This window comes from Pseudoalteromonas umbrosa, from assembly GCF_030125375.1.
Classification (GTDB): domain Bacteria; phylum Pseudomonadota; class Gammaproteobacteria; order Enterobacterales; family Alteromonadaceae; genus Pseudoalteromonas; species Pseudoalteromonas umbrosa.
Genome location: NZ_JASJUU010000008.1, coordinates 335,573 through 355,837 on the forward strand (window position 1 = coordinate 335,573; position 20,265 = coordinate 355,837).

Annotated in this window: 23 protein-coding genes; 4 read left to right on the plus strand and 19 right to left on the minus strand. The window is 39.7% G+C overall.

Translation table 11 applies throughout. The features are described 5' to 3' along the window. Positions 1–33: 33 nt before the first annotated feature. Both QNM16_RS22775 and QNM16_RS22780 read right to left on the minus strand, forming a co-directional pair. Positions 34–1,005 carry a sensor domain-containing diguanylate cyclase gene (locus tag QNM16_RS22775; RefSeq protein ID WP_284022541.1) on the minus strand — a complete coding sequence of 324 codons (972 nt, stop codon included), beginning with the start codon at positions 1,003–1,005 and terminating at the stop codon, positions 34–36. 4 nt (positions 1,006–1,009) lie between these two features. Continuing rightward, the gene (locus QNM16_RS22780; protein WP_237139388.1) at positions 1,010–2,014 is read right to left on the minus strand and encodes a response regulator; all 1,005 of its coding nucleotides are present in this window, start codon (positions 2,012–2,014) and stop codon (positions 1,010–1,012) included. 188 nt (positions 2,015–2,202) lie between these two features. Here QNM16_RS22780 and tpx point away from each other — a divergent pair, with 188 nt between their 5' ends. After that, the gene (gene tpx, locus QNM16_RS22785) at positions 2,203–2,790 is read left to right on the plus strand and encodes a thiol peroxidase (protein WP_284022542.1); all 588 of its coding nucleotides are present in this window, start codon (positions 2,203–2,205) and stop codon (positions 2,788–2,790) included. Between the two features lie 140 nt (positions 2,791–2,930). On the opposite strand, the gene htpG is transcribed toward tpx, so the two are convergent. Next, the gene (gene htpG, locus QNM16_RS22790; RefSeq protein WP_284022543.1) at positions 2,931–4,847 is read right to left on the minus strand and encodes a molecular chaperone HtpG; all 1,917 of its coding nucleotides are present in this window, start codon (positions 4,845–4,847) and stop codon (positions 2,931–2,933) included. A gap of 210 nt (positions 4,848–5,057) precedes the next feature. Next, positions 5,058–5,360, minus strand: coding sequence for a helix-turn-helix transcriptional regulator (locus QNM16_RS22795; RefSeq protein WP_284022544.1), 303 nt, complete (start codon positions 5,358–5,360; stop codon positions 5,058–5,060). A gap of 190 nt (positions 5,361–5,550) precedes the next feature. Between QNM16_RS22795 and QNM16_RS22800 the strand changes: the two genes are divergently transcribed. Continuing rightward, positions 5,551–6,003, plus strand: a complete 453-nt coding sequence (locus QNM16_RS22800; protein ID WP_284022545.1) for a helix-turn-helix domain-containing protein — start codon at positions 5,551–5,553, stop codon at positions 6,001–6,003. A 39-nt stretch (positions 6,004–6,042) separates the two neighbouring features. Here QNM16_RS22800 and QNM16_RS22805 read toward each other — a convergent pair whose 3' ends face one another. From QNM16_RS22805 to QNM16_RS22855, 11 genes are all read right to left on the minus strand, one after another. Next, complete coding sequence (locus tag QNM16_RS22805) at positions 6,043–6,387, minus strand: hypothetical protein (protein WP_284022546.1); 345 nt, start codon at positions 6,385–6,387, stop codon at positions 6,043–6,045. Between the two features lies 1 nt (position 6,388). Beyond that, a complete protein-coding gene (locus QNM16_RS22810) occupies positions 6,389–6,940 on the minus strand; it encodes a hypothetical protein (RefSeq protein ID WP_284022547.1) in 552 nt (183 codons plus the stop codon). 165 nt (positions 6,941–7,105) lie between these two features. Continuing rightward, entirely contained in the window at positions 7,106–7,480 is a 375-nt protein-coding gene (locus tag QNM16_RS22815) for a hypothetical protein (RefSeq protein ID WP_284022548.1), read from the minus strand. Positions 7,481–7,768: 288 nt separating this feature from the next. Continuing rightward, entirely contained in the window at positions 7,769–8,368 is a 600-nt protein-coding gene (gene recR, locus QNM16_RS22820; RefSeq protein ID WP_284022549.1) for a recombination mediator RecR, read from the minus strand. Positions 8,369–8,536: 168 nt separating this feature from the next. Continuing rightward, positions 8,537–9,097, minus strand: a complete 561-nt coding sequence (locus QNM16_RS22825; protein ID WP_284022550.1) for a rhomboid family intramembrane serine protease — start codon at positions 9,095–9,097, stop codon at positions 8,537–8,539. Between the two features lie 154 nt (positions 9,098–9,251). After that, positions 9,252–9,578, minus strand: coding sequence for a YbaB/EbfC family nucleoid-associated protein (locus QNM16_RS22830; RefSeq protein ID WP_039607771.1), 327 nt, complete (start codon positions 9,576–9,578; stop codon positions 9,252–9,254). Positions 9,579–9,637: 59 nt separating this feature from the next. Next, positions 9,638–12,145, minus strand: a complete 2,508-nt coding sequence (gene dnaX / locus QNM16_RS22835) for a DNA polymerase III subunit gamma/tau (protein WP_284022551.1) — start codon at positions 12,143–12,145, stop codon at positions 9,638–9,640. A 5-nt stretch (positions 12,146–12,150) separates the two neighbouring features. After that, positions 12,151–12,696: an adenine phosphoribosyltransferase gene (gene apt / locus QNM16_RS22840; protein WP_284022552.1), complete on the minus strand. Its 546-nt coding sequence runs from the start codon at positions 12,694–12,696 to the stop codon at positions 12,151–12,153. 387 nt (positions 12,697–13,083) lie between these two features. Then, positions 13,084–13,854: an HvfC family RiPP maturation protein gene (locus QNM16_RS22845; protein WP_284022553.1), complete on the minus strand. Its 771-nt coding sequence runs from the start codon at positions 13,852–13,854 to the stop codon at positions 13,084–13,086. After that, complete coding sequence (locus QNM16_RS22850; protein ID WP_284022554.1) at positions 13,854–14,693, minus strand: HvfB family MNIO-type RiPP peptide maturase; 840 nt, start codon at positions 14,691–14,693, stop codon at positions 13,854–13,856. Before QNM16_RS22850 ends, QNM16_RS22845 begins: the two co-directional genes overlap by 1 nt. 46 nt (positions 14,694–14,739) lie before the next feature. Then, entirely contained in the window at positions 14,740–15,159 is a 420-nt protein-coding gene (locus tag QNM16_RS22855) for an HvfA family oxazolone/thioamide-modified RiPP metallophore (protein WP_063362034.1), read from the minus strand. 196 nt (positions 15,160–15,355) lie between these two features. Between QNM16_RS22855 and QNM16_RS22860 the strand changes: the two genes are divergently transcribed. After that, complete coding sequence (locus QNM16_RS22860; RefSeq protein ID WP_284022555.1) at positions 15,356–16,336, plus strand: tRNA-dihydrouridine synthase; 981 nt, start codon at positions 15,356–15,358, stop codon at positions 16,334–16,336. A gap of 44 nt (positions 16,337–16,380) precedes the next feature. Further along, complete coding sequence (locus tag QNM16_RS22865) at positions 16,381–16,746, plus strand: conjugal transfer protein TraR (protein WP_284022556.1); 366 nt, start codon at positions 16,381–16,383, stop codon at positions 16,744–16,746. Here the strand turns inward: QNM16_RS22865 and QNM16_RS22870 are convergent. From QNM16_RS22870 to QNM16_RS22885, 4 genes are all read right to left on the minus strand, one after another. Next, positions 16,733–17,749, minus strand: coding sequence for a hypothetical protein (locus QNM16_RS22870; RefSeq protein WP_284022557.1), 1,017 nt, complete (start codon positions 17,747–17,749; stop codon positions 16,733–16,735). The two genes, QNM16_RS22865 and QNM16_RS22870, sit on opposite strands and share 14 nt — an antisense overlap. Positions 17,750–17,963: 214 nt before the next feature. Beyond that, positions 17,964–19,226 carry a hypothetical protein gene (locus tag QNM16_RS22875; RefSeq protein WP_284022558.1) on the minus strand — a complete coding sequence of 421 codons (1,263 nt, stop codon included), beginning with the start codon at positions 19,224–19,226 and terminating at the stop codon, positions 17,964–17,966. Positions 19,227–19,236: 10 nt separating this feature from the next. Beyond that, positions 19,237–19,851, minus strand: a complete 615-nt coding sequence (locus tag QNM16_RS22880) for an energy transducer TonB (protein ID WP_023402249.1) — start codon at positions 19,849–19,851, stop codon at positions 19,237–19,239. Beyond that, complete coding sequence (locus tag QNM16_RS22885; RefSeq protein WP_284022559.1) at positions 19,851–20,255, minus strand: ExbD/TolR family protein; 405 nt, start codon at positions 20,253–20,255, stop codon at positions 19,851–19,853. Before QNM16_RS22885 ends, QNM16_RS22880 begins: the two co-directional genes overlap by 1 nt. Between the last annotated feature and the right edge of the window lie 10 nt (positions 20,256–20,265).

Consider the following 20,265-nt stretch of genomic DNA (forward strand, 5'->3'; position numbering starts at 1 on the left):
ATTAACTAAGTTATAATGCTTAAAAATATTTAACTACTGTGACATGCTAGGGTCATACACAGTGACTTTATTTCTACCAGTCTCCTTTGACTGATACAATGCGGTATCCGTTGCTTCAATCCACTGCTCATGCTTTTCAAACGCATCATCATAACAAGCAATACCCAAGCTTACGGTCAACTTGATTTCCTTATTATCATAATAAATGACAGAGTTTTCTATCATGCTACGAAGTCGCTCTGCAAAAATCAATGCACCATCAGCATCAGTATCAACAAGTGTCACGGCGAATTCCTCGCCACCATACCTACCAGCAACATCGGTTTCACGTAATGTCTTTTTCAACAGATCAGAAATATGCCGTATCGCCTCATCACCGCCACTATGACCGTATGCATCGTTAATTTTTTTAAAAAAGTCGATATCAAACATAAGCAGGCAACTTGTACCATGATTACGCTTTAATCGCTTGAATTCAGTTCTTGAGCATTCTTCCCAATATCCTCGATTGGATAACTTCGTCAAAGCATCTGTACGACTCATTTCCTCTAATGTCTTATTTGCTTTTTCTAACTCAAGCTTATTCATCGCTTCGTCAGTAACATCATACAGAATCACACAGATATGCCCCACTTCCCCAGTCAAAGTGGTAAGAGGAATAAATGTTGCATTTTGGTACATATATTCGGCTTTGCCTGTTATTGGCCGATAATTTTTAAACTTGAAGATATAAGGTTGCTGCTCCCAAATAGTAAATGAGCGATTTTTCAGTACAAATACAGGCTCGGCTTTTCCGCGAAACCACGATTCGTCGATACTAGGAAATAAATCAAATACATCTTTGTCTTTTACTGCGCTAGGCAACAAACCCGAGTGATTCTCCATAAAGCCGTTCCAGACACACACCCGATAGTCTCTGTCTAAAACAACTAACCCAACATCTACCGTGTTAAACATATCCATTAACCAATGGATTTCATTCATATCAAAATCAGATGCAGGCATAATTCTAATCTTCTAATAAGTATGCGACTTTGTATCTCAACGTCTTCAGAGAGTCTTCTGTGAACAACAACATCAAATCGCAGTTAATATTATGGTGTTCAATTCCGTAGCTAATTTCTATTGCCAATGTCCTCTGCCACCTTGATTTGTTGGCTTTAACCAACTCAGATACTTCACAGTGCTGGCCAAGAACGACAGGATGCCCTTGGCTAAAGGGCATGTCTAATTGCTTAGACAATCCCGTAAGAATGGCACCAATAAGGATATTACTAATATCCATTAGTAATTCCAGCTCAACTTTCTGGTTTAACTCCCCATCATATTTCATCAAAGATGCAATTTCTTTGAAGCTAGAGTCATTTAACAGCAGCAGCGCCTCTCCTGAAACCCCTCCGCCAATAAAGCCTTGGCAAACGCCGGATGTAGAAGCGTTTGCATCTATGGCTTGCAATGCCATATGCAATTCATTGACCTCAAGAACGTTTACATTCGGTATTGGCAGTTCAACGAACACATTGAGCAATCTGGCAAGTAAATCCCCAGCCTGCCCCATCGCGACATTCGCTATTTCTTGGTAAATGTCGCGCAATTCAGGTTCAACTTGCTCGCCTAATTTATGGACTAAACTTTCTCGGATCGCCTTATCTTTGATGCCATGTTGTGTGATTATTTCTTCTAACTTTTTAGCATCGCAAGGCTTTCTAATAAAATCTATAGCACCGAGTTCCATGACTCGCTGATGGGCGTTAGGTTGAATATCTCCTGATACCACAACAGTTAGTACATTTAAGTCTTGCTCTTGAATTGCTTGCAGTACTTCATAACCATCCATATGTGGCATATTGAGGTCTAAAAATAATATTTCAGGCGAGATCTGTTTAATTTTTTCAATACAATCCAATCCATGTTCTGCAAATTCTACTTTGATGTCCCAATCGTCAGGTAAAGAACGCGCGAGCTGCCTTCTTGCAAGTTTGGAATCATCACAGATTAGGACGGGTGTAGACATAAAAGCTCTCTATCTATTGGGTGCACTACCCAAAATTCTAATTATAGTTATCAAACAGCAGTGTTCAGATTAAATATGTTAATCAATGCATGATTAATTTACAATCCAAATTACTACCAAAGCTTGGTTATATAAAATCAGTATAATACACTGTCGTGAATTGCGAAAAATTTAAAAAGGAATACGTTATGCGTAAAGTCCCCTTTATTACTACAACCATATTCGCACTGAGCTGCTTTTCTGCCAGTGCATCCCTTGATGAGAACCAACTTGATAAGGGCAAAGTCACAGCTGGCGGCAAACCTGTAACCCTGCTTGGTTCTGGTGTAGAAATTGGTGATCAAGCGCCTAATTTTAAAGTCGTCAATGCTGACTTTACGCCCGTTGCGCTTTCTCAATTTGAAGGACAAGCAATTTTAATCAGTGTTGTACCAAGCTTAGATACGGGCATTTGCAGCCTACAAACTAAGTACTTTAATGAAAAAGTTGCAAGTGACTATCCGAATATTGCAATGCTCACAATAAGCACAGATTTGCCTTTTGCTCAAAAACGCTTTTGTAAACAAGAAGGTGTCGATAAAGTCCAAACGCTTTCTGATGCTGTATGGCGCAATTTCGGGGAGCAGTATGGTTTATTGATTAAAGATATGGGCTTATTAAGCAGAGCCGTATTTATCCTCGATAAAAAGCACAAAGTAAAATATAAACAACTGATAAGTAATCTCGCTTCTGAACCAGATTACCAAGAAGTGATAGACACGTTGAAAACACTCTAGTTCAAGCGTTTTTAATACCAAATAAAAGAGCCAGCATTTGCTGGCTCTTTTATTTTTAGCTGTTAGGGCTAACTAACCCCTATAATTAAAAAGCACACTTTCAATTTAAGGCATGCTTTCTAAAATTCAGCTCTTTATCTCTATTTACTTAGGTCTAGCATTAATTTGTTCAAGCGAGTTACAAACCCTACTGGGTCTTTCAAACTACCACGCTCTGCTAACAATGCTTGATCAAGCAGTACTTCAGACCACTGAGCAAATTTATCTTCATCTTGCTCATCGTTCAAATGCTTAACCAATTGATGTTCAGGGTTAAGTTCAAAGATAGGCTTGCTCTCTGGTGCAGACTGACCGATTGATTCCATCAATTTTTGCATTTGAGAGCTCATATCATGATCATCAACCACCACACATGCTGGTGAATCAGTTAGGCGATGAGTGAATCGGACTTCTTTTACCTTATCGCCTAGTGACGCAGTGATACGTTCAACAAGACCTTCAACCTCTTTTTCACTCTCCTCTTGCGCTTTTTTAGATTCCTCGTCTTCTAAATTACCTAAATCTAAATCACCGCGAGTAATTGACTGGAACTGCTTGCCATCAAATTCAGTAAGGTGGCCCATCATCCATTCGTCAACTCGGTCTGACATAAGAAGGACTTCAATGCCTTTCTTACGGAAAATTTCTAGATGCGGAGAGCTCTTTGCTGTTGCAAAACTATCTGCAACAACATAATAGATCTTATCTTGACCTTCTTGCATGCGTTCAATGTACTGTGCCAAAGATACGTTTTGTGTACTCTCGTCCGTATGAGTTGAACTAAAGCGAAGTAATTTTGCGATAGCTTCTTTATTTGCAGCATCTTCAGCTGGGCCTTCTTTGATAACTTGACCAAACTCGTTCCAGAACGTTTGATATTCATCAGCTTTGTTCTTACCCATTCTGTCTAGCATTTTAAGTACGCGAGATGTACAGCCTTTGCGGATAGCTTGCGTGATCTTATTATCTTGAAGAATTTCTCGAGATACATTGAGTGGCAGGTCGTTAGAATCAAGTAGACCTTTTACAAATCTTAAATAACTTGGCATGAACTGCTCAGCATCATCCATAATAAAGACACGCTGAACATAAAGTTTTAAACCAGTTTGACGGTCTCTATTCCAAAGGTCAAAAGGCGCTTTTTTAGGGATGTAAAGTAAGCTTGTATACTCAGTCTTGCCTTCTACTTTGTTGTGGGCCCAAGTCAAAGGTTCTTCCCAATCATGGCCTACGTGCTTATAAAACTCTTTATATTCTTCTTCAGAAACTTCTGACTTGTCACGCGTCCAAAGAGCTGTCGCTTTATTGATCGCTTCCCACTCACCTGGTTGTGCTTCAATTTTTTCACCGTCAGGACCTTCTGACTCAGGTACCGGCGCTTTGAACATTTCAACAGGAATAGAAATATGATCTGAATACTTAGTAATGATTGAACGCAAGCGGAACTCATCTAAAAACTCGCTTTCGTCTTCACGGAGATGCAATACAATTTCAGTACCACGCTCTGCTTTTTCAATTTCGACTAGGCTGTACTCACCCTCACCTTTAGATTGCCATTCAATCGCAGACTGCTCTCCAGCTTTGCGAGTACGAACAGTTACTTCATCAGCTACAATAAATGCGGAGTAAAAACCAACACCAAATTGACCAATTAACTGAGAGTCTTTAGCTTGATCGCCGGTTAAATTTTGGAAAAACTCAGCAGTACCTGACTTCGCAATTGTTCCTAAAGAATTGATCACTTCATCACGAGTCATACCGATACCATTATCAGAAATAGTAACCGTATTAGCATCTTTATCAGCACTAACTCTTACTTTAAGGTCTGCATCCCCTTCATACAAATCGCCATTTTGCAGGGCCAAATAACGTAACTTATCAGCCGCATCAGAAGCATTAGACACTAACTCACGTAAGAATATCTCTTTATTTGAGTATAAAGAGTGGATCATAAGGTTTAATAGTTTACCTACATCTGTTCCAAACTGATGGTTTTCTTTGTTTTTAATATCAGACATCGACTATATCCTAATCTATTTAGTACTCAGGGCTTAACCTGTTAATCGTAATATGAAAAGATATATTGTGCTGTGAAGTTATATTTCAAGAGTGGAAAGTAGATTTTTTTTTGATAATTCTGTTTGCTCAACAAGTTAAGCAAGCATATTTTGATACTGCACTCGCTCTTTGCAAGTACAGTACACAAATTCATAATGAGTCAGGGAAATTTAAGCGCTTCTCTTGTCCGCAAATGTGTTGCTTTGCACATCACACTGGTCGAGTAGCATTAAGAAGTTAGGCTTGCCGAATAGCATCATAACATCTAAAAGCTGAGATGCTGACAGCTCTGTTTTACCCGACTCCCAATTAGAAATGGTTGCCTGATCAACAGGTGTTACTAAACTCTTACCCAACTGCGCTTGAGTTAAGTTCATGTCTTGACGCATTCTACGTATCGTCATTTGAATGTAGCGCTTTGCATCTTGTGTCTGGGCTCTGCGAGAGCGTTCATTTCTAGAGATTATACTCATAACATATCCATATTATTACATCACTACACTGACAAATTGCTAAACAATGCTTGATTTCCTTACAAGCTAAAAGAGAGAGCATATGTCAGAAAAAATGATTAAAATTAACCCCGACCCAATTAGACAACTTGTTACATTTAATGTAGGCTATCTGGGTCAACTGAGTAAATAATTGATCGGATTGGGTTATATGTCAACATCTTTTGCAACAAGATTGAAACAACTAAGGGTGTCTTTAGAGGAATCTCAAATCAGCTTTTCTGAAGTATTAGAGATACCTACAGCCTCATATCGTAAGTATGAGAAGGGAGAAAGAGAACCAACCCTATCGGTAATTGAAAAGTTTTTCTCACACCCATTAACAGAGAACCATGCTCACTGGTTAATTACTGGAGAGCAGCGACCCAATGCGACCACATCTAATCAAGGTTCAACCCCCGAAAATGTAACCCAATCGTATAACAAAAGCTTTGAAGCTGAGTTTATTAAAACAGCTAAAGAAAGCCTACTATTCATATGTCATTTGGGTTGGTTCAAAAGAGGAAAGGAAGTTAATTTTGAAAGTTGTGGAAAAATTTTACTGCGGGACTTAGAACCATTTCTTAATAAGCAATTGAATACTCAGAATAAGAAAACGGGATAGAAATATAACTTAAAAGCAATGCAAAAAAGCCGATAACACTTATTTTATCACTTTTAACTTTGTTTTTGGTTTAACATGCTCAGCTGGATTCAAATGATATTCCTTAGATTCCCCCCTAAACCCCTCAACACGTTTTAATGCAGACTGCACTGCATCGTGCTTTGTCATATCGTTGTCTATCTCTAACGCCTTTCCTAAGTCCATTACAATCTCATACGCTTCATCATACAGCTCATCAGGCACTCCCTCTTCAGCATTAGGCTTAATAAAGAGGCTTCTTATTTTTTCTTCAAACTTATTTAGATTGTGGCCATTAATAATCGCAGCCAAAATAAAGCAAATAACAAGACAATGTATCAACAGGATGACAATCAGAAATGGCATACTAATATTCCTTTGCGTATTTTTTCTGCATAAAGAAATTAAACGGATATTTTGCAATTAATAAGCTTTGTGCTGTGCTAAGTACTAATATGGAAAGCGTATAGTAAGAAGAGAACCAATCAATATCTAAATAGCCATGAAGAACAAGTTGCAGCGTTTTTATAACCATGGCCGAAAACGAAAGGTAACAGGCGTATCTGGCATCCCTTGAGAAAGTACACTCTCTTATTGCATGCAATAAAGTCAACGCAATAATAAAAGATGCACTTCCGCACGCAGCAATAAAGTAAAATATCTGCCTTCTGACCATTTTATCAATTTGTAAATCCAGCAAAAAATCCAATAGCTGCTGAAACAAAATAAAACTGACAACGGTAGTAAATGCGGTTAAAAAGCACGAATGCAAATCATGGTCAGATTTACTTTTTAAACTGTTGTTACCAGCAAAAACAAGCTGCATCCAACGATCTTTAAAAAGATAAAGGAAAAACAATACTACAAAACAGCCAAATCCAATTGAGATCCAAGCGGCTATACTTATCAATTCATTCATAAAGTCAAATTATTGTTTTTAAGTACTCAAATGCAAGCATTGCCAACAAGCCACAACAGCATAACTAAGCTTGACTTCTACCTGAACCAGTTACATATATATTTAATCTCATGAAGAACTTCATTTATGCAACAGAGTTTGGTGCTACAGTACATAATTAGAGCGCTACTTCACCACCCATAAGCTAGCTTTCTTTTCACTGGGTAATTTGTTCGTTATATCACATAACGAATCTTGCTTTTGCACACTATCCTGTTTTTGGTCTCTAAACGCCTCAACACGCTTAAATACACTCTTGACGCCATTGTATTTAACCATGTCATTATCACACTCTAATACAACGGCAAGATCATCAATTATCTCATATGCCTGATGGTAATCCTTTTCAGAAATTTTTTTGTCCACTGAAGTGTTATTTTTTACAACCGCATTTTTTATTTTTCTTTCAATAAAGTTCAATCTATGGCCTTTAATTATCACTAAAAGACAAATAGCGATAACAATAATATAAAGCAATGTAGCGGCAATGAGCATTATCACAATGAAAACCTTATATATCTAGACAAGATAGAGAAGTAGATGTGCCTTGTTTGATTGTTTTTAACAGCTCAATATCTATAAAAACCATATAGATAACGTCTAATAACAAGCTTTTAGCCATCTAATCATGTAAAAACTATCAGTTCCTCGATAATAAATTTCTCTATACCTAATTGCAACTTTTAATTTTACAACTTTTAAACAAACCTAACTGAAAGGCGGTATTTGATATATTACGGTTCAAGTGTATGTCTACATTAAGCAAAGGATTAACAAAAGTAGTATGATTTACAGCAGCTTCCTACCTGAAAAAGCATGCATCAATGTCATTCCATCAACCAGATCAAGCTCTCCACCAACAGGCATACCATGTGCAATTCGAGAAGCTTTTATATTTGAATTATTACACAGTTCAGCGATGTAATGAGCGGTCGCCTCTCCCTCTACAGTTGGGTTCGTAGCAAGAATAACCTCTTCTATATTTCCCTTTTGCAAAGTCTGTTGTAATTTATCGAGGCCAATTTCTTGTGGGCCAATGCCATCTAGAGGTGACAAGTGTCCCATTAAAACAAAATACAAACCGGTGTACTGGCCTGTTTGTTCGATAGCTAAGACATCTGTTGGAGACTCGACAATACAAAGTAAGCCTGTATCTTGACGCTTTACATTATTACAGATATCACAAATAGGCGTTTCAGAGAAAGTACGGCAAGACTCACAATGACCAATATCTTGCATCGCTTGTGTTAGACAATTACCTAATTGAGAACCACCATCTCTGTCTCTTTCCAACAAATGAAACGCAATTCGTTGAGCTGATTTTGGACCGATCCCCGGCAAACATCTCAGCGCCTCAACTAAAGCTGATAATTTAGGTGATAATTGCATATATCCTCAAGTTAGGTGTTAAACACCAGTTACTTTTATCTTTAAAACGCGATAATAAGGCATCACGCCCTTGATTGAAAGTTATCAAAGTAGAGTCACTGTCAACCGTTCAAAAATCATCATTGAGTGGTTACTCTTTATTCTATGGCGTTTTAAGATGATGATTTTTTACTTCTTAGATCTTAATAAATAAGCTGTCACCCCTCCACTGGCAAAGCCAAATAAGTGACTTTCACTACTTATATTTTCAGAAAAGTTAAATAATGTACCTAGCAAATTTATATTTGCATAATAAGTTGCCACAGCTAATAAAATTAAACTTATTACACTCAACAAATTTCTTTGAAAAACCGCAACGCCAATCAGAAAGCCATAGTATCCCATTACAATGCCTGAAGCGCCAATGTGATTACCACTACCTGCAAACAACCAAACAAGCATGCCAGTTAACGTAATAATAGCCATACTAGCCGTCTTAAAATTGGGTAACCGACTCGCTAAGTAACCACAAATAATTAAGCCCACTAAATTTCCACCTAAATGCGACCAAGAGTCATGTACAAAAGGTGCTGTTACAATGCCCGTAATGTGATATTTGCTTAAAGGAATAATACCTAACCTATCAATAGGAACTCCAAAGGAGCTTGCTAACATCAAGACAGTCATTGCCAAAGATGCATAAAGAACATATTTAAAGTTGTTTGGAAAAAGGAAATTTGAGATGCGCATTCCAATTTATCTTACTGCTTGATGTAATTGGAATAATATAGTGGCTTGAAGAAGAAGTCTTTATAAAAATAAAGTCACCGCAAAGTTGGGGGAAAGACATGTTCCGAACCAACCTAGCGATAACTTAAGCTTTTGTTTTTAAGTAGGTAAACCCTTAAAATGGCATTTTAAACCCTGGCGGCATTTGCATTCCACCAGTCACGTCTGACATGCGTTTTTGAGTTTCTTCACCTACACGGCGAACTGCGTCGTTTACTGCAGCTGCTAAAAGATCTTCGATCATGTCTTTGTCGTCTTCCATTAGGCTTTCATCAATTTCTACACGACGAACATTGTGGCTTCCAAGCATAGTTACTTTTACAAGACCAGCACCAGCTTCACCAGTTACTTCTAAGCTTTTAATTTCTTCTTGGGCTTTTTCCATGCGCTCTTGCATTTGCTGAGCTTGCTTCATGATATTGCCCATTCCACCTTTAAACATAGTGTACTCTCTTACTTCAATAATTTAATTGGCTAAAAGATAAAGTCTATTGCAGTCAATTACAATGCCTTTACCGATTTTTCATTTACCACCGCGTCAAACTCAGCCACCATAGTCTGAATTATGGGATCTGAGTTTACTGCGTCAACGGCTTCTAAGTACCGTTTTTGATCAATATCTTGTTGAATTAAAAATGGCGTTGATTGCACCTGCTCAACAAATTCCATTTGCAACTCTACTGGCTCGTTTAAAGCTAGTGTAAATGATTGCTGCAATTTGTCCCTTAGCATAGGAGAGTCCAAATGTTGCTGACTCTGCTCAGCTTTCAAAACACATGTATTACCCTGCTTTTCAAACATGGCATGCAAAGCAAACTGCCTTACACGACCACTCAAACCCATTTTCTCTATCAAGCTTGCCCAATCATCTTTTTCATGTGCAAATTTCAAGCTACTAATTGGGCTAGTAAAGTTCTCAGGTATGGGGATTTCAATAATATGCTCTTGTACATCGGCCTTGGCAGGTGCTGGTGACAATTGTTCAAGCAATTCCGGTGCTAATTTACTTTCATCCTTTTTGAAGCGCTCCGTAATTTCTTTCTTTTTAGTGCGAGGCAATGATGCACGATGAGCTACTGTAGCAGCATGTGTATTAGGTTGCTCAATACTCTGAGGCTCCATTGCGGTGGTAGCCGACACTTGATTATGCGCAGGCATGCTAGCCGTACTCACTGCTGGGGTGTGAGACTGTATACTGCCTTGATTAGTTTCAGGCTTTTTTGGTTCTTCAGTGCCTCCCAGTAGCTTTCCTGCACCAGATATTTGTCTGTTTTGTAATATCTTTGCTATCGCAGATTGCGCTTGGCCTTGCTTTTGCGAGTAAACTTGGCTTGCCGAAGGAGTACTCTGCGCACTGGCTTGCGGTGCCGTCTGGGCTGGGACCGAAAGATCGTCTGACGTACTTGATTCATTAAAGCCCTGCGCAGTCGCTTGAGCCATTATATCGTTATACTGTTGGTCAAACTCCGAAGGACCTGAAGCAGGGTGCCCAGCGTCACTCTGTGGTGCCGAAGGTTGTTGCACAGGCATAGCCTGTTGTGGCCTAGAGCTATTTTGCTCAAATGCCGCTTGCGGTGTCTGTATTTGTGGCTGCTCAAGCATAGTTTGCTGAGATGCCGCCTGCGGTGCCTGCATACTCGGCTGCTGAAGCATAGTTTGCTCAGATACCGCCTGTGGTGCCTGCATATTTGGCTGCTGAAGCGTAGCTTGTTCAGATGCCGCCTGCGGTGCCTGCATATGTGACTGCTGAGGCGCACCCTGTGCTATTGTATTTGAAACATTAGCTATACTCGGTTCAGGTGTATTTTGGATTGTTTTTTTTTGGTTATGATTCAGTATATCGCGCAGTGCACCGGCCCTAGATTTTTTAGTTTCAGCTTGATTTGAAGAGGCTGAACCTAACGCCATGTTGGTTTGTGAGAAATCAGTGCCTTCAAAAGCAAGTAACCTCAACATCACCATTTCAAAACCTAGCTTGGCATCCGGTGCCCAGCTTAAATCTTTTTTACCACTTAAGAGTAGTTGATATAGCAGCTGTGCTGTTTGAGGGGATAATTGTTCAGCAAGTGTTTTAACTTGCAGCTGGTCAAATTGACCTATATGTGCAGCTTGTGGCACCAACTGAGTCAATTGAATAACATGTAATAACGCAATTAAATCATCGATTACACTGACAAAGTTTCCATTTTTGAGTGCGATATTTTCAACTTCTGCCATCATAGCATTGCCATCTTGGCACAATACTGCACTCATCAATAACATCGCATGACTGCTATCCATCAATCCAAGCATCTGTTGCACTGCTGTGACTGTCAAATTACCATTTGTTTGCGCAATCGCTTGATCAGTCAAACTCAACGCATCACGCATACTACCATCAGCAGCTTTCGCCAAAATGATAAGCGCGTCTTCTTCAAACTGAAAGTTTTCTTGCGGCAATATTTTAGCTAGCTGTTCAACAATTTGACCTTTTGCCATTGCGTTAAGGTTAAACTGTAAGCAGCGCGATAAAATCGTAATAGGGAGCTTTTGAGGATCAGTTGTCGCCAGTAAAAACTTTACATGCTCCGGCGGCTCTTCCAATGTTTTAAGCAAAGCATTAAAGCTGTGCTTGGACAACATGTGTACTTCATCAATGAGGTACACTTTATAACGTCCACGAGTGGGGGCATACTGGACATTATCCAAGATCTCTCTTGTGTCCTCGACTTTAGTTCTTGATGCCGCATCAATCTCAATCAAGTCAATAAATTTGCCTGATTCTATTTCAACACATGTACTACATTGACCACAAGGTGTCGATGATATGCCCTCTTCGCAATTTAAGCTTTTCGCGAAGATCCTAGCAATAGTCGTTTTACCCACACCTCGGGTACCTGTAAACAAATAAGCATGGTGTAACCTTTGCTCATTTAAGGCATTTATCAGTGCCTGTTTTACATGTTCCTGCCCCATCATTTCATGAAATGACTGAGGACGCCACTTTCTTGCTAAGACCTGATAGCTCATTGATACTACTCGCCGTCGAACTCTACTAATTTAAGAATATTAATGCCCAATGCAGCAACTCGCTCTTCACCACCTAGCTCTGGCAGTGAAATAACAAAAGCAGCATCTGTCGCTTGACCACCTAAGCGAGACACTAATTGCGCTGTCGCTTCAATTGTTCCACCAGTTGCCAATAAGTCGTCAACCAGCAATACTTTATCACCTTCTACTACTGCATCAGTATGAAGCTCTAATGTATCTTCGCCATATTCTAGCTGATAAGACTGACTGATCACTTCCCTAGGCAGTTTACCCGGCTTGCGCACAGGAATAAATGGAATACCAAGGGCTAAAGCTAACGGCGCGCCAAAAATAAACCCGCGAGACTCTGTACCAATAATTTTATCAAAACCTTGGTCCTTATAGGCTGCAACAAATGCGTCCACTGTCGCTTGGAATGCTTTTGGATTAGCAAGTAATGTTGTTACGTCTCTGAACATGATCCCCGCTTTTGGGTAATCAGGAACTGATGCGATGCTATCTTTGATCAAAGACAAGTTTTGTTGTGTCATAATCGTTCGTTTTTCAGGTTTATTTTAGAAAGAAAGTGATTATAACAAGAAAGGATCGACTTTAAACTGGAATGGAGAAAAATCGAAGAAAAAACGAGTAAAGGTTCAATAAATGGGCCAAACTCGGTGAATAAGTAGCCCATTAAATCTCACTAATTTTTCATCACAGCGTGTCTAGAAGTTTAGCCGCCTAAAAAAATCCATCCAAGGATAGCATTTAAACATCCAACTACAAAAAAGGATGCAAGAAAGGCTAAAAAATAGGAGAAGTTGAATGGATCTTTACGTTCAGAATTAGACATGAGGGCTACCTTTATTTAAAAGCCTAGGACCTATATTAGGAATTTCAAGGCATTAGCACAAATCGCGCTCACATCTTAGTAGAACTCATGACACGAATAAAGAAGAATTGCTGATTTTATCAACAACGATCCCAAGTTGAGCAAACTGCTGTAACGTTTGCAATGCACCTATTGACAGCTGAGAAGCTGTATACCCAGGTATTTGTTTAGCTATGTGCTCACATATCTGCAAGACACTCATCCCAGGTTGCTGTTCCACACTCGCCAGCAACAAACTCGTCATTGGGTTCAGAGCGATAAACTGAGTATCTTCATCTTGGTCGCGATAAACTACAAAACTATATGGCCCATCTAGTGGTGCTTCTGGTTGATAATCGATTTGGATTTGATGAACAGGAAACGAGTACTGCACACACTGAGCAACACTAGAAAGATATAGTAGTTGATTTTCGTCAATTTCAGAATCAAATAACACGTCATTTTTATCACGTTGCAATATTGATACGTTCAGTTCCACCCATTCATAATGAGCCAATTCAAACATAAAAATAGGGTCTGTCTCTTTAGGACGGTAACTTTGATCTAAATATTGTAAAAACTCCTGACTGATCTCCAAAAAGTATGGACTTTTACACTCATGCTCAGCAAAAAACTGCCTCACTAATTCTTCCCAGTGTTTCTCATCATAAAGACTTTTTAAAACTGGAAACGCTGATGCAATAAACCCTTCAACATTATTGAAAAACAGCTCCCTGTAGATTTTCATTCTACGATCTTCAATGTCACTGGGTTTATTGATATTTTCTGGGTCTTTAATATGGGCAACAAAAGCAGCTTGTACTTCTTGAAATGACATTAAGCAATCCCTCTTTGCAGCTTCTGATGCAATGCTTGAGCTTGATGTATTTGTTGTACTTCAGTGAGCAGTAAATTTAAAGGTGGAATATTAAAGTCGCGCTCCAATAGCGTTGGAAACAGCCCGTGTACCTCATACGCTTTTTGCAGTAACGCCCAAACAGGGTCGCATACATCCGCTCCATGTGTATCTACCAACAAATCTTTAGCTTCTTCATAATGACCAGCAATATGGCCATACACAATTCGTTCTGTCGGCATTGCCGCTAGAAACGACATAGCATCGTAGCTATGGTTAATTGAATTTACATAGATGTTATTAATATCCAATAACAAATCACAATCAGCTTCTTGTAGAACTGCAAGCGTGAAATCCAGCTCAGACATTTCTTGCCCTGGTGCTGCATAGTAGGAAACATTTTCAACAGCAATACGCCTGTCAAGACGCTCTTGAACCTCAGCAATCCGCTTGGCTGTATGCTTGACAGCTTCTTCAGTAAACGGAATGGGCATTAAATCATACATATGCCCATTGCCTGAACAATAACTGAGATGTTCGCTGTAGCACTTCACATTATGCTGCTTAAAAAAAGTCTTTAAATCAGCAATAAACTTGGTGTCTAGCGGATCAGAAGAACCAAGTGATAACGATAAACCATGGCAGACGAAGTCATGTTGTTCAGTTAATTGCGCAAACTGTTTAGCAAACCGACCACCTAATGTCATCCAATTTTCCGGTGCAACCTCGTAAAAGTCCACCGTATTTGGAGCACAATTGAGAATGTCATCTAACATTTCTCTGCGCAAACCAAGCCCAACATGGCCGAAACTCTCGTTCATTATCACTTCATAACTTCCTAATTTACACACCACACAACGCTATTGATTAGTGGCTGCCACCGCATTTGCCTTCACCACATTTGCCTTCTTTACTTTTTGTACTGCCACCGCATTTACCTTCCCCGCATTTGCCTTCTTTACTTTTGGCTGCGCCACCGCATTTACCTTCCCCGCATTTGCCTTCTTTACTTTTTGCTGCGCCACCACATTTACCTTCGCCGCATTTGCCTTCTTTGCTTTTGGCACCGCCGCACTTACCTTCACCACACTTACCTTCTTTGCTCTTTGCATCGCCACCGCATTTGCCTTCACCACACTTCCCTTCACTTGCGTCGACTTGATAACCCGATGTCATCACCTCATAAGAAAATGGATTTGCAGAGGCTTCTCCTGAAGCCAGAGCTGCAGAACTCACAACTGCAGCACTTAAAGTTAACGCCAAAGAATTTTTCTTTACTGTATTCATAATTTTTTCTCTCAATCATTAATTCGGGTTCATTTAATAGACCCAACTACCTTAAAACAAATTTCAAAGTTTTTCTTTTTTGAGTGCACAGTCACACACTGTGGGTATTTAGAGTATGAGGAACAGATAAGATTTATATTAATAATTCGCTCCATCTCATATAGAATAGCCCGAATTTTAATTTGGTGCAGTACTGATGAAACTTATATTGGCCCCAATGGAGGGCGTTGTCGACTTTAAAATGCGTGAGTTACTCACAGATATCGGCGGCTTTGATCTGTGTGTCACAGAATTTGTTCGTGTTGTTGACTTAACTTTACCTAGGCGCGTATTTGTTCGTTACTGTCCTGAATTGCTCAATGGGGGCTTAACGAGAGCGGGGACTCCAGTCAGAATACAGTTATTAGGCCAAGTGCCTCATGTACTCGCAGCCAACGCACGTAAAGCTGTAAAACTTGGCTCCCATGGTATTGACCTCAATTTTGGTTGCCCAGCTAAAACTGTTAATAAAAGTAAAGGCGGTGCAGTACTACTCAAAGAACCAGAGCAAATCTATCAAATCATTAAAGCTGTAAGAGAAGCTGTACCCGAAGAACACGTCGTGAGTGCAAAAATCCGTCTAGGGTTTGATGATGATTCAAACAGCTGTGAAATAGTTGATGCTGTGCAAAGTGCTGGTGCGTCCAGTTTAGCTATTCATGCGAGAACCAAACGTGACGGCTATCGCCCTCCTGCTTATTGGGAAAAAATCCCTCCTTTACTTAACCAGCTCACAATACCAGTCGTAGCCAATGGAGAAATATGGCAAGTAGAAGATGCGATCAGGTGCCAACAACAAAGCCAATGTGAAGATTTAATGTTAGGCCGAGGTGCGCTTGCCACTCCTGACTTAGCAGCAAAGATCAAGGCATACGTAAATAAACTAGATTACAAGCCGCTCGAATGGCAGGAAGTGGTATACCATATCGTTCATTCCTCCATGCATCAGGACGAAAATGTTAGTGAGAAGTATTTTTCCGCTAGAACGAAACAGTGGCTTGGTTACTTAAAGCTACAATATCCGCAAGCTCACAGTTTGTTCGAAGAAATAAAACGTTTAAAAGCGAAGTCTGAAGTCGTTAACGTATTACAGAAATACGCAAAATCTCCGTCTCTTGATTCAAATCATAACGTCTAAGTTACTCTCCAATAGATAATGGGCATTCAGAGGAGAACCTGCCCATGAATGAAAATCTACTAAAGCAATGTCAAGAAAAGTTAAGGGAAGAGCTTGCTCATACACGAGCAAGCTTTGTGCTAGATTTAAAAGCAAACACAAACCCCGTCATATTAGCGTTAGCCGAATTATTAGAAAATACAGCACCATCAGATTGGATTGATAGTATTAATGAGAAAATATGTCCAAGCCAGTTTCCAAACTATCAAAGATTGGTACAACTCGAAGCGGCTTTGTGTCAAATTGATATTGGCCAATTTGGTTTTTGTTGTGACTGTGAACAAGAAATCGAAGATTCCTTATTGATAAAGGATCCTGCGACACAAAGGTGCTCTCAATGTTGTCCTGTTGTCGTAATTAAAGAAATTTAAGCTGCTCTAGCAATACAAAAATTGTAGCTGGGTAAAATACTATATTTTTCAGTAAGGCATAGGCTTGCGCCTCATCTAGAGCTAATTTTGATTGTAGCCTATGCATTGCTTGCTGTTGTGACCATGAAAATGCATGCACACCCAAATCAACTTCAGCAATAATAGCCGCAATATATAATCTGTCTTTTCCCAAATGATGCGAGCAACTGAGTACCGTTTTACGAATATCAATAAAGTGATCTCGCCAATTCAAACCTTCCTCATATTGACATTGCTTTCCTAGCAACGCCAATACAAATGGTCTTTTAGATACTGTAAAACGCCACTCAAATTCAGGGGTTGAAAAACCCTCACTTTTGTCATGTTGTATTATTTGCAGTAAGTCATGAGGAGCACTGACTGTGCCAGCATAATAGTTTAGTTTGCTCTGATACCACTCAGTGCCATTAGGAAGTTGAGATAATCCAATACCTGAACGCGTTTTATATTGTTCAAGAAATACCTTGAGAGCCGAAGACGCATCACTTTGATGCTCAGAAACAGACAAGTACTCAATAAGTTGGCTTTTTTCAATTCTAGAAAGGTTGATATTACTTTCAATACCATCTTCTAGCCTACTTTTCACACTCAGTAACCACGAATCTATTTCTTGCATTGAGAAATATGCAGGCGAAGAAGCTAATACATTTGTTTGTACCGGCCAGCTTAGATAGCGTTCTGGATATCGCTGTTGGATCTTTAAATACGTAATTGTGCTAGCATCGGCTTGGGATAACTCATGAATATCAACTGAGTCAAGCAACTCATGCCTAAGTAACAAATAATGCTCATCAAAAGGCATTACCTTTTCAATATCGCTCTCTTGAGAACCGGAAATAAACCAATTCAATGCATGAAGCTTACGAGTGAAGTCCGCTAAATTAAAAGGCGTTTTAGATTCGCTGCACGCACCTAAAATAAATACAGTTGTTAAAACGGCTGTAAATATACGACTTTTTGACATTTTCTCTCCAAACAAATGGTTTTCTAATCGCTTATATTTAACGTGCTGCATTCCAGTATAACTGTAAGTTTGTTCCAACACGGCAAGGGGTGGTACACCGAGACTTTGCTCCTAAATACAGAGCTTGCTAGTTTACTTAAAAAATAAATTGAGGATGTGTTTTGAATCAAACTTTAATTCAGACAATAAAAAAGCCCCTTTCGGGGCTTTTAAATTAAAGACTGATGCCTTTGCGCTGTGCTTTCTCTTTTATAAAAGCAGCCCAGCTACGAGCAAATCTGCGAGTCTTAGGATCTTCTTGAGCCTTAGTAATCGCACGATAAGCTTGCTTATACTTTTCTTGATAAAGATAAGCTTCGGCTAAATCAGAGTAGATTGTACCCTTCTTCTTGGAGCCTAGCTCAAGCGCTTTGTTCAAACGAACAACAGCGGCTGCATATTGAAGGTCTTGCAGCAACAAGCTACCTGCCTTTCTATACATCTCTGCATCGTTATCAAACTTAGCTGCTTCTTCGTAGTACTTCGCTGCTTTGTCAATATTCTTCGCTTGATGGAAGTAACTTGCCGTCGCAGTCACATTTTGCTTTGTACGCTCAATGTTTTTGTCTTTAATCGCCTTTTCAAACGTAATAGCCGCTTTATAAGGGATCTCATTCAAAGAATAGTAACTACCAAGAATCTTATAGTGATTCTCTTTATCAAAATAGCCTTTTTCATATGCAACTTCCATTACAGTTTGACCTTTACGGTACTGTTCTGTTTGCATATAGAAAGAACCAAGTTGAGTCCACACTTGCTTATCTTCAGGGAAGATTTTAACAAGAGTCTCAGCAACACTAACTGCATTCTGATATTGTTTAAGTTCAAAATATGAACCAATTTTCAGCATGTAGAAAGATTTATTAGGCTCTTCTTTGTTCAGGGCAATCGCTTGGTCAGCAGGCTCTATTACGTCAGCAAACTTTTTAAGTTCATAGTTTGCCTGAGCAATACGACCATACACTTTTGCGTCTTTCTCGCCAGTAAAGTCCATCCAGTCATAGTAAGCTTTTTTAGCTCCTTCATACTGCTCAGTACCTATTAAAAGGTCTCCAAGTAACTTAATTAGATCAGCATGATCTTTAAAGTTAAGTACGTCAGGTGCTACTGCTTGACGAATGTACTTGATAGCCGTTTTATACTCTTCTTTTTGAGCATAAAGGTTACCTAAGTAGCGATTAACAGTGGCTTTATCAAAATCGTCAGATGCATCGATTTCAAGAAGTAAAGTGATAGCTTCGTCAACTTTATCTTCGTTGTAAAGGTCAAATGCTTTGATAACCTTTTTACCAACACGCTCACCCATGACTTTGGTCTTTGCATTTTTACGCTGTTCGATCTTTGCTGGATCAGGCGCTGCAACTGCTACGGTGCTAAGTGCACCGCCAGCAAGCGACATCATCAGAGCAAGAGCTGTTGCTTTTGACATTTGCTTCATATCTTACTCCTTAGTCCTGGTTAAGGTTGAAATCAAGTTGAACCTGAATACCAAATTGCTTCTGAGGCTTGCCATCAACAATCTTTGGTCTGTACTTCCACTTACGAAGTGCACGTTGCGCTTCACGGTTGAAAATACGCTTAGGTTCAGCTGCGATAATCTTAATATCTTCTACACCACCTAGCTCGTTGATTGTAAATTCAAGCTGTACCCAGCCTTCTTTACCATCACGCGCAGCTTGCGGCGGGTATTTAGGTTCAATACGAACGATAGGTGTTGCTTCACCATCACGACCGAAATCACCCGGGCCACTCAAACCACCTGCCGTACCACCAATACTGATGCTAGGCATGTTAAAACCAATTGCACCAGCAGCAGGATTTGACGTCTCTGGCTGTGGCGGCTGCGGCTTAGGCGGCTGCTTTGGCGGTGGAGGAGGAGGAGGCGGTACACGCTTCCTCTCCTGCACATCAGATTCAGGCGGATTCGACATAATCTCGACTATTATCTCTTCCTTCTGGTTGTCTGCCCTTTCAGCTCCACCGGAGATGAGGTAAGACATGAAGAAAAATAAGCCGAAAGTTACTGCCCCACCTGCGAGAAGTGAAAACAGAAATCGAATCATTACTTAGCTCCAGCTATTGAAATCTTCAGTGCATCATCAGTTGCCTTAATTTGGTCCATTACCTTAACAACAACACCGTGTTTAGCGCCTTTATCCGCTTGGATAATGACAGTTTCAGTTTGTTGCTCAGCTAAAAGATTTTCAAGGTTCGCGCTTACACGCTCAACATCTACTTGACGCTTGTCCATCCAAATCTCACCGTTCTCACGGATACCGATAAAGATGTTTGCATTTTTCTTAGTTTGAGCCTGTGCAGCTTTTGGCTTTTTAACTTCAATGCCTGCCTCTTTAACAAAAGAGGTAGTTACGATGAAGAAGATCAACATGATGAATACGATGTCTAGCATCGGCGTCATATCTACTGCTGCTTCTTCCTCTTCACGAAAACGCTGTTTACGTGCCATATTTATATCT

What these genes read in the sequence shown, in the direction of transcription:
- QNM16_RS22800 (WP_284022545.1), top strand. Translation starts at nt 5,551, where the DNA reads ATGTCAACATCTTTTGCAACAAGATTGAAACAACTAAGGGTGTCTTTA.
- apt (WP_284022552.1), bottom strand. Translation starts at nt 12,696, where the DNA reads ATGACACAACAAAACTTGTCTTTGATCAAAGATAGCATCGCATCAGTT.
- tpx (WP_284022542.1), top strand. Translation starts at nt 2,203, where the DNA reads ATGCGTAAAGTCCCCTTTATTACTACAACCATATTCGCACTGAGCTGC.
- QNM16_RS22775 (WP_284022541.1), bottom strand. Translation starts at nt 1,005, where the DNA reads ATGCCTGCATCTGATTTTGATATGAATGAAATCCATTGGTTAATGGAT.
- dnaX (WP_284022551.1), bottom strand. Translation starts at nt 12,145, where the DNA reads ATGAGCTATCAGGTCTTAGCAAGAAAGTGGCGTCCTCAGTCATTTCAT.
- QNM16_RS22865 (WP_284022556.1), top strand. Translation starts at nt 16,381, where the DNA reads ATGAATGAAAATCTACTAAAGCAATGTCAAGAAAAGTTAAGGGAAGAG.
- QNM16_RS22855 (WP_063362034.1), bottom strand. Translation starts at nt 15,159, where the DNA reads ATGAATACAGTAAAGAAAAATTCTTTGGCGTTAACTTTAAGTGCTGCA.
- QNM16_RS22850 (WP_284022554.1), bottom strand. Translation starts at nt 14,693, where the DNA reads ATGAACGAGAGTTTCGGCCATGTTGGGCTTGGTTTGCGCAGAGAAATG.
- recR (WP_284022549.1), bottom strand. Translation starts at nt 8,368, where the DNA reads ATGCAATTATCACCTAAATTATCAGCTTTAGTTGAGGCGCTGAGATGT.
- QNM16_RS22795 (WP_284022544.1), bottom strand. Translation starts at nt 5,360, where the DNA reads ATGAGTATAATCTCTAGAAATGAACGCTCTCGCAGAGCCCAGACACAA.
- QNM16_RS22825 (WP_284022550.1), bottom strand. Translation starts at nt 9,097, where the DNA reads ATGCGCATCTCAAATTTCCTTTTTCCAAACAACTTTAAATATGTTCTT.
- QNM16_RS22810 (WP_284022547.1), bottom strand. Translation starts at nt 6,940, where the DNA reads ATGAATGAATTGATAAGTATAGCCGCTTGGATCTCAATTGGATTTGGC.
- QNM16_RS22860 (WP_284022555.1), top strand. Translation starts at nt 15,356, where the DNA reads ATGAAACTTATATTGGCCCCAATGGAGGGCGTTGTCGACTTTAAAATG.
- QNM16_RS22880 (WP_023402249.1), bottom strand. Translation starts at nt 19,851, where the DNA reads ATGATTCGATTTCTGTTTTCACTTCTCGCAGGTGGGGCAGTAACTTTC.
- QNM16_RS22870 (WP_284022557.1), bottom strand. Translation starts at nt 17,749, where the DNA reads ATGTCAAAAAGTCGTATATTTACAGCCGTTTTAACAACTGTATTTATT.
- htpG (WP_284022543.1), bottom strand. Translation starts at nt 4,847, where the DNA reads ATGTCTGATATTAAAAACAAAGAAAACCATCAGTTTGGAACAGATGTA.
- QNM16_RS22805 (WP_284022546.1), bottom strand. Translation starts at nt 6,387, where the DNA reads ATGCCATTTCTGATTGTCATCCTGTTGATACATTGTCTTGTTATTTGC.
- QNM16_RS22830 (WP_039607771.1), bottom strand. Translation starts at nt 9,578, where the DNA reads ATGTTTAAAGGTGGAATGGGCAATATCATGAAGCAAGCTCAGCAAATG.
- QNM16_RS22885 (WP_284022559.1), bottom strand. Translation starts at nt 20,255, where the DNA reads ATGGCACGTAAACAGCGTTTTCGTGAAGAGGAAGAAGCAGCAGTAGAT.
- QNM16_RS22780 (WP_237139388.1), bottom strand. Translation starts at nt 2,014, where the DNA reads ATGTCTACACCCGTCCTAATCTGTGATGATTCCAAACTTGCAAGAAGG.
- QNM16_RS22845 (WP_284022553.1), bottom strand. Translation starts at nt 13,854, where the DNA reads ATGTCATTTCAAGAAGTACAAGCTGCTTTTGTTGCCCATATTAAAGAC.
- QNM16_RS22875 (WP_284022558.1), bottom strand. Translation starts at nt 19,226, where the DNA reads ATGAAGCAAATGTCAAAAGCAACAGCTCTTGCTCTGATGATGTCGCTT.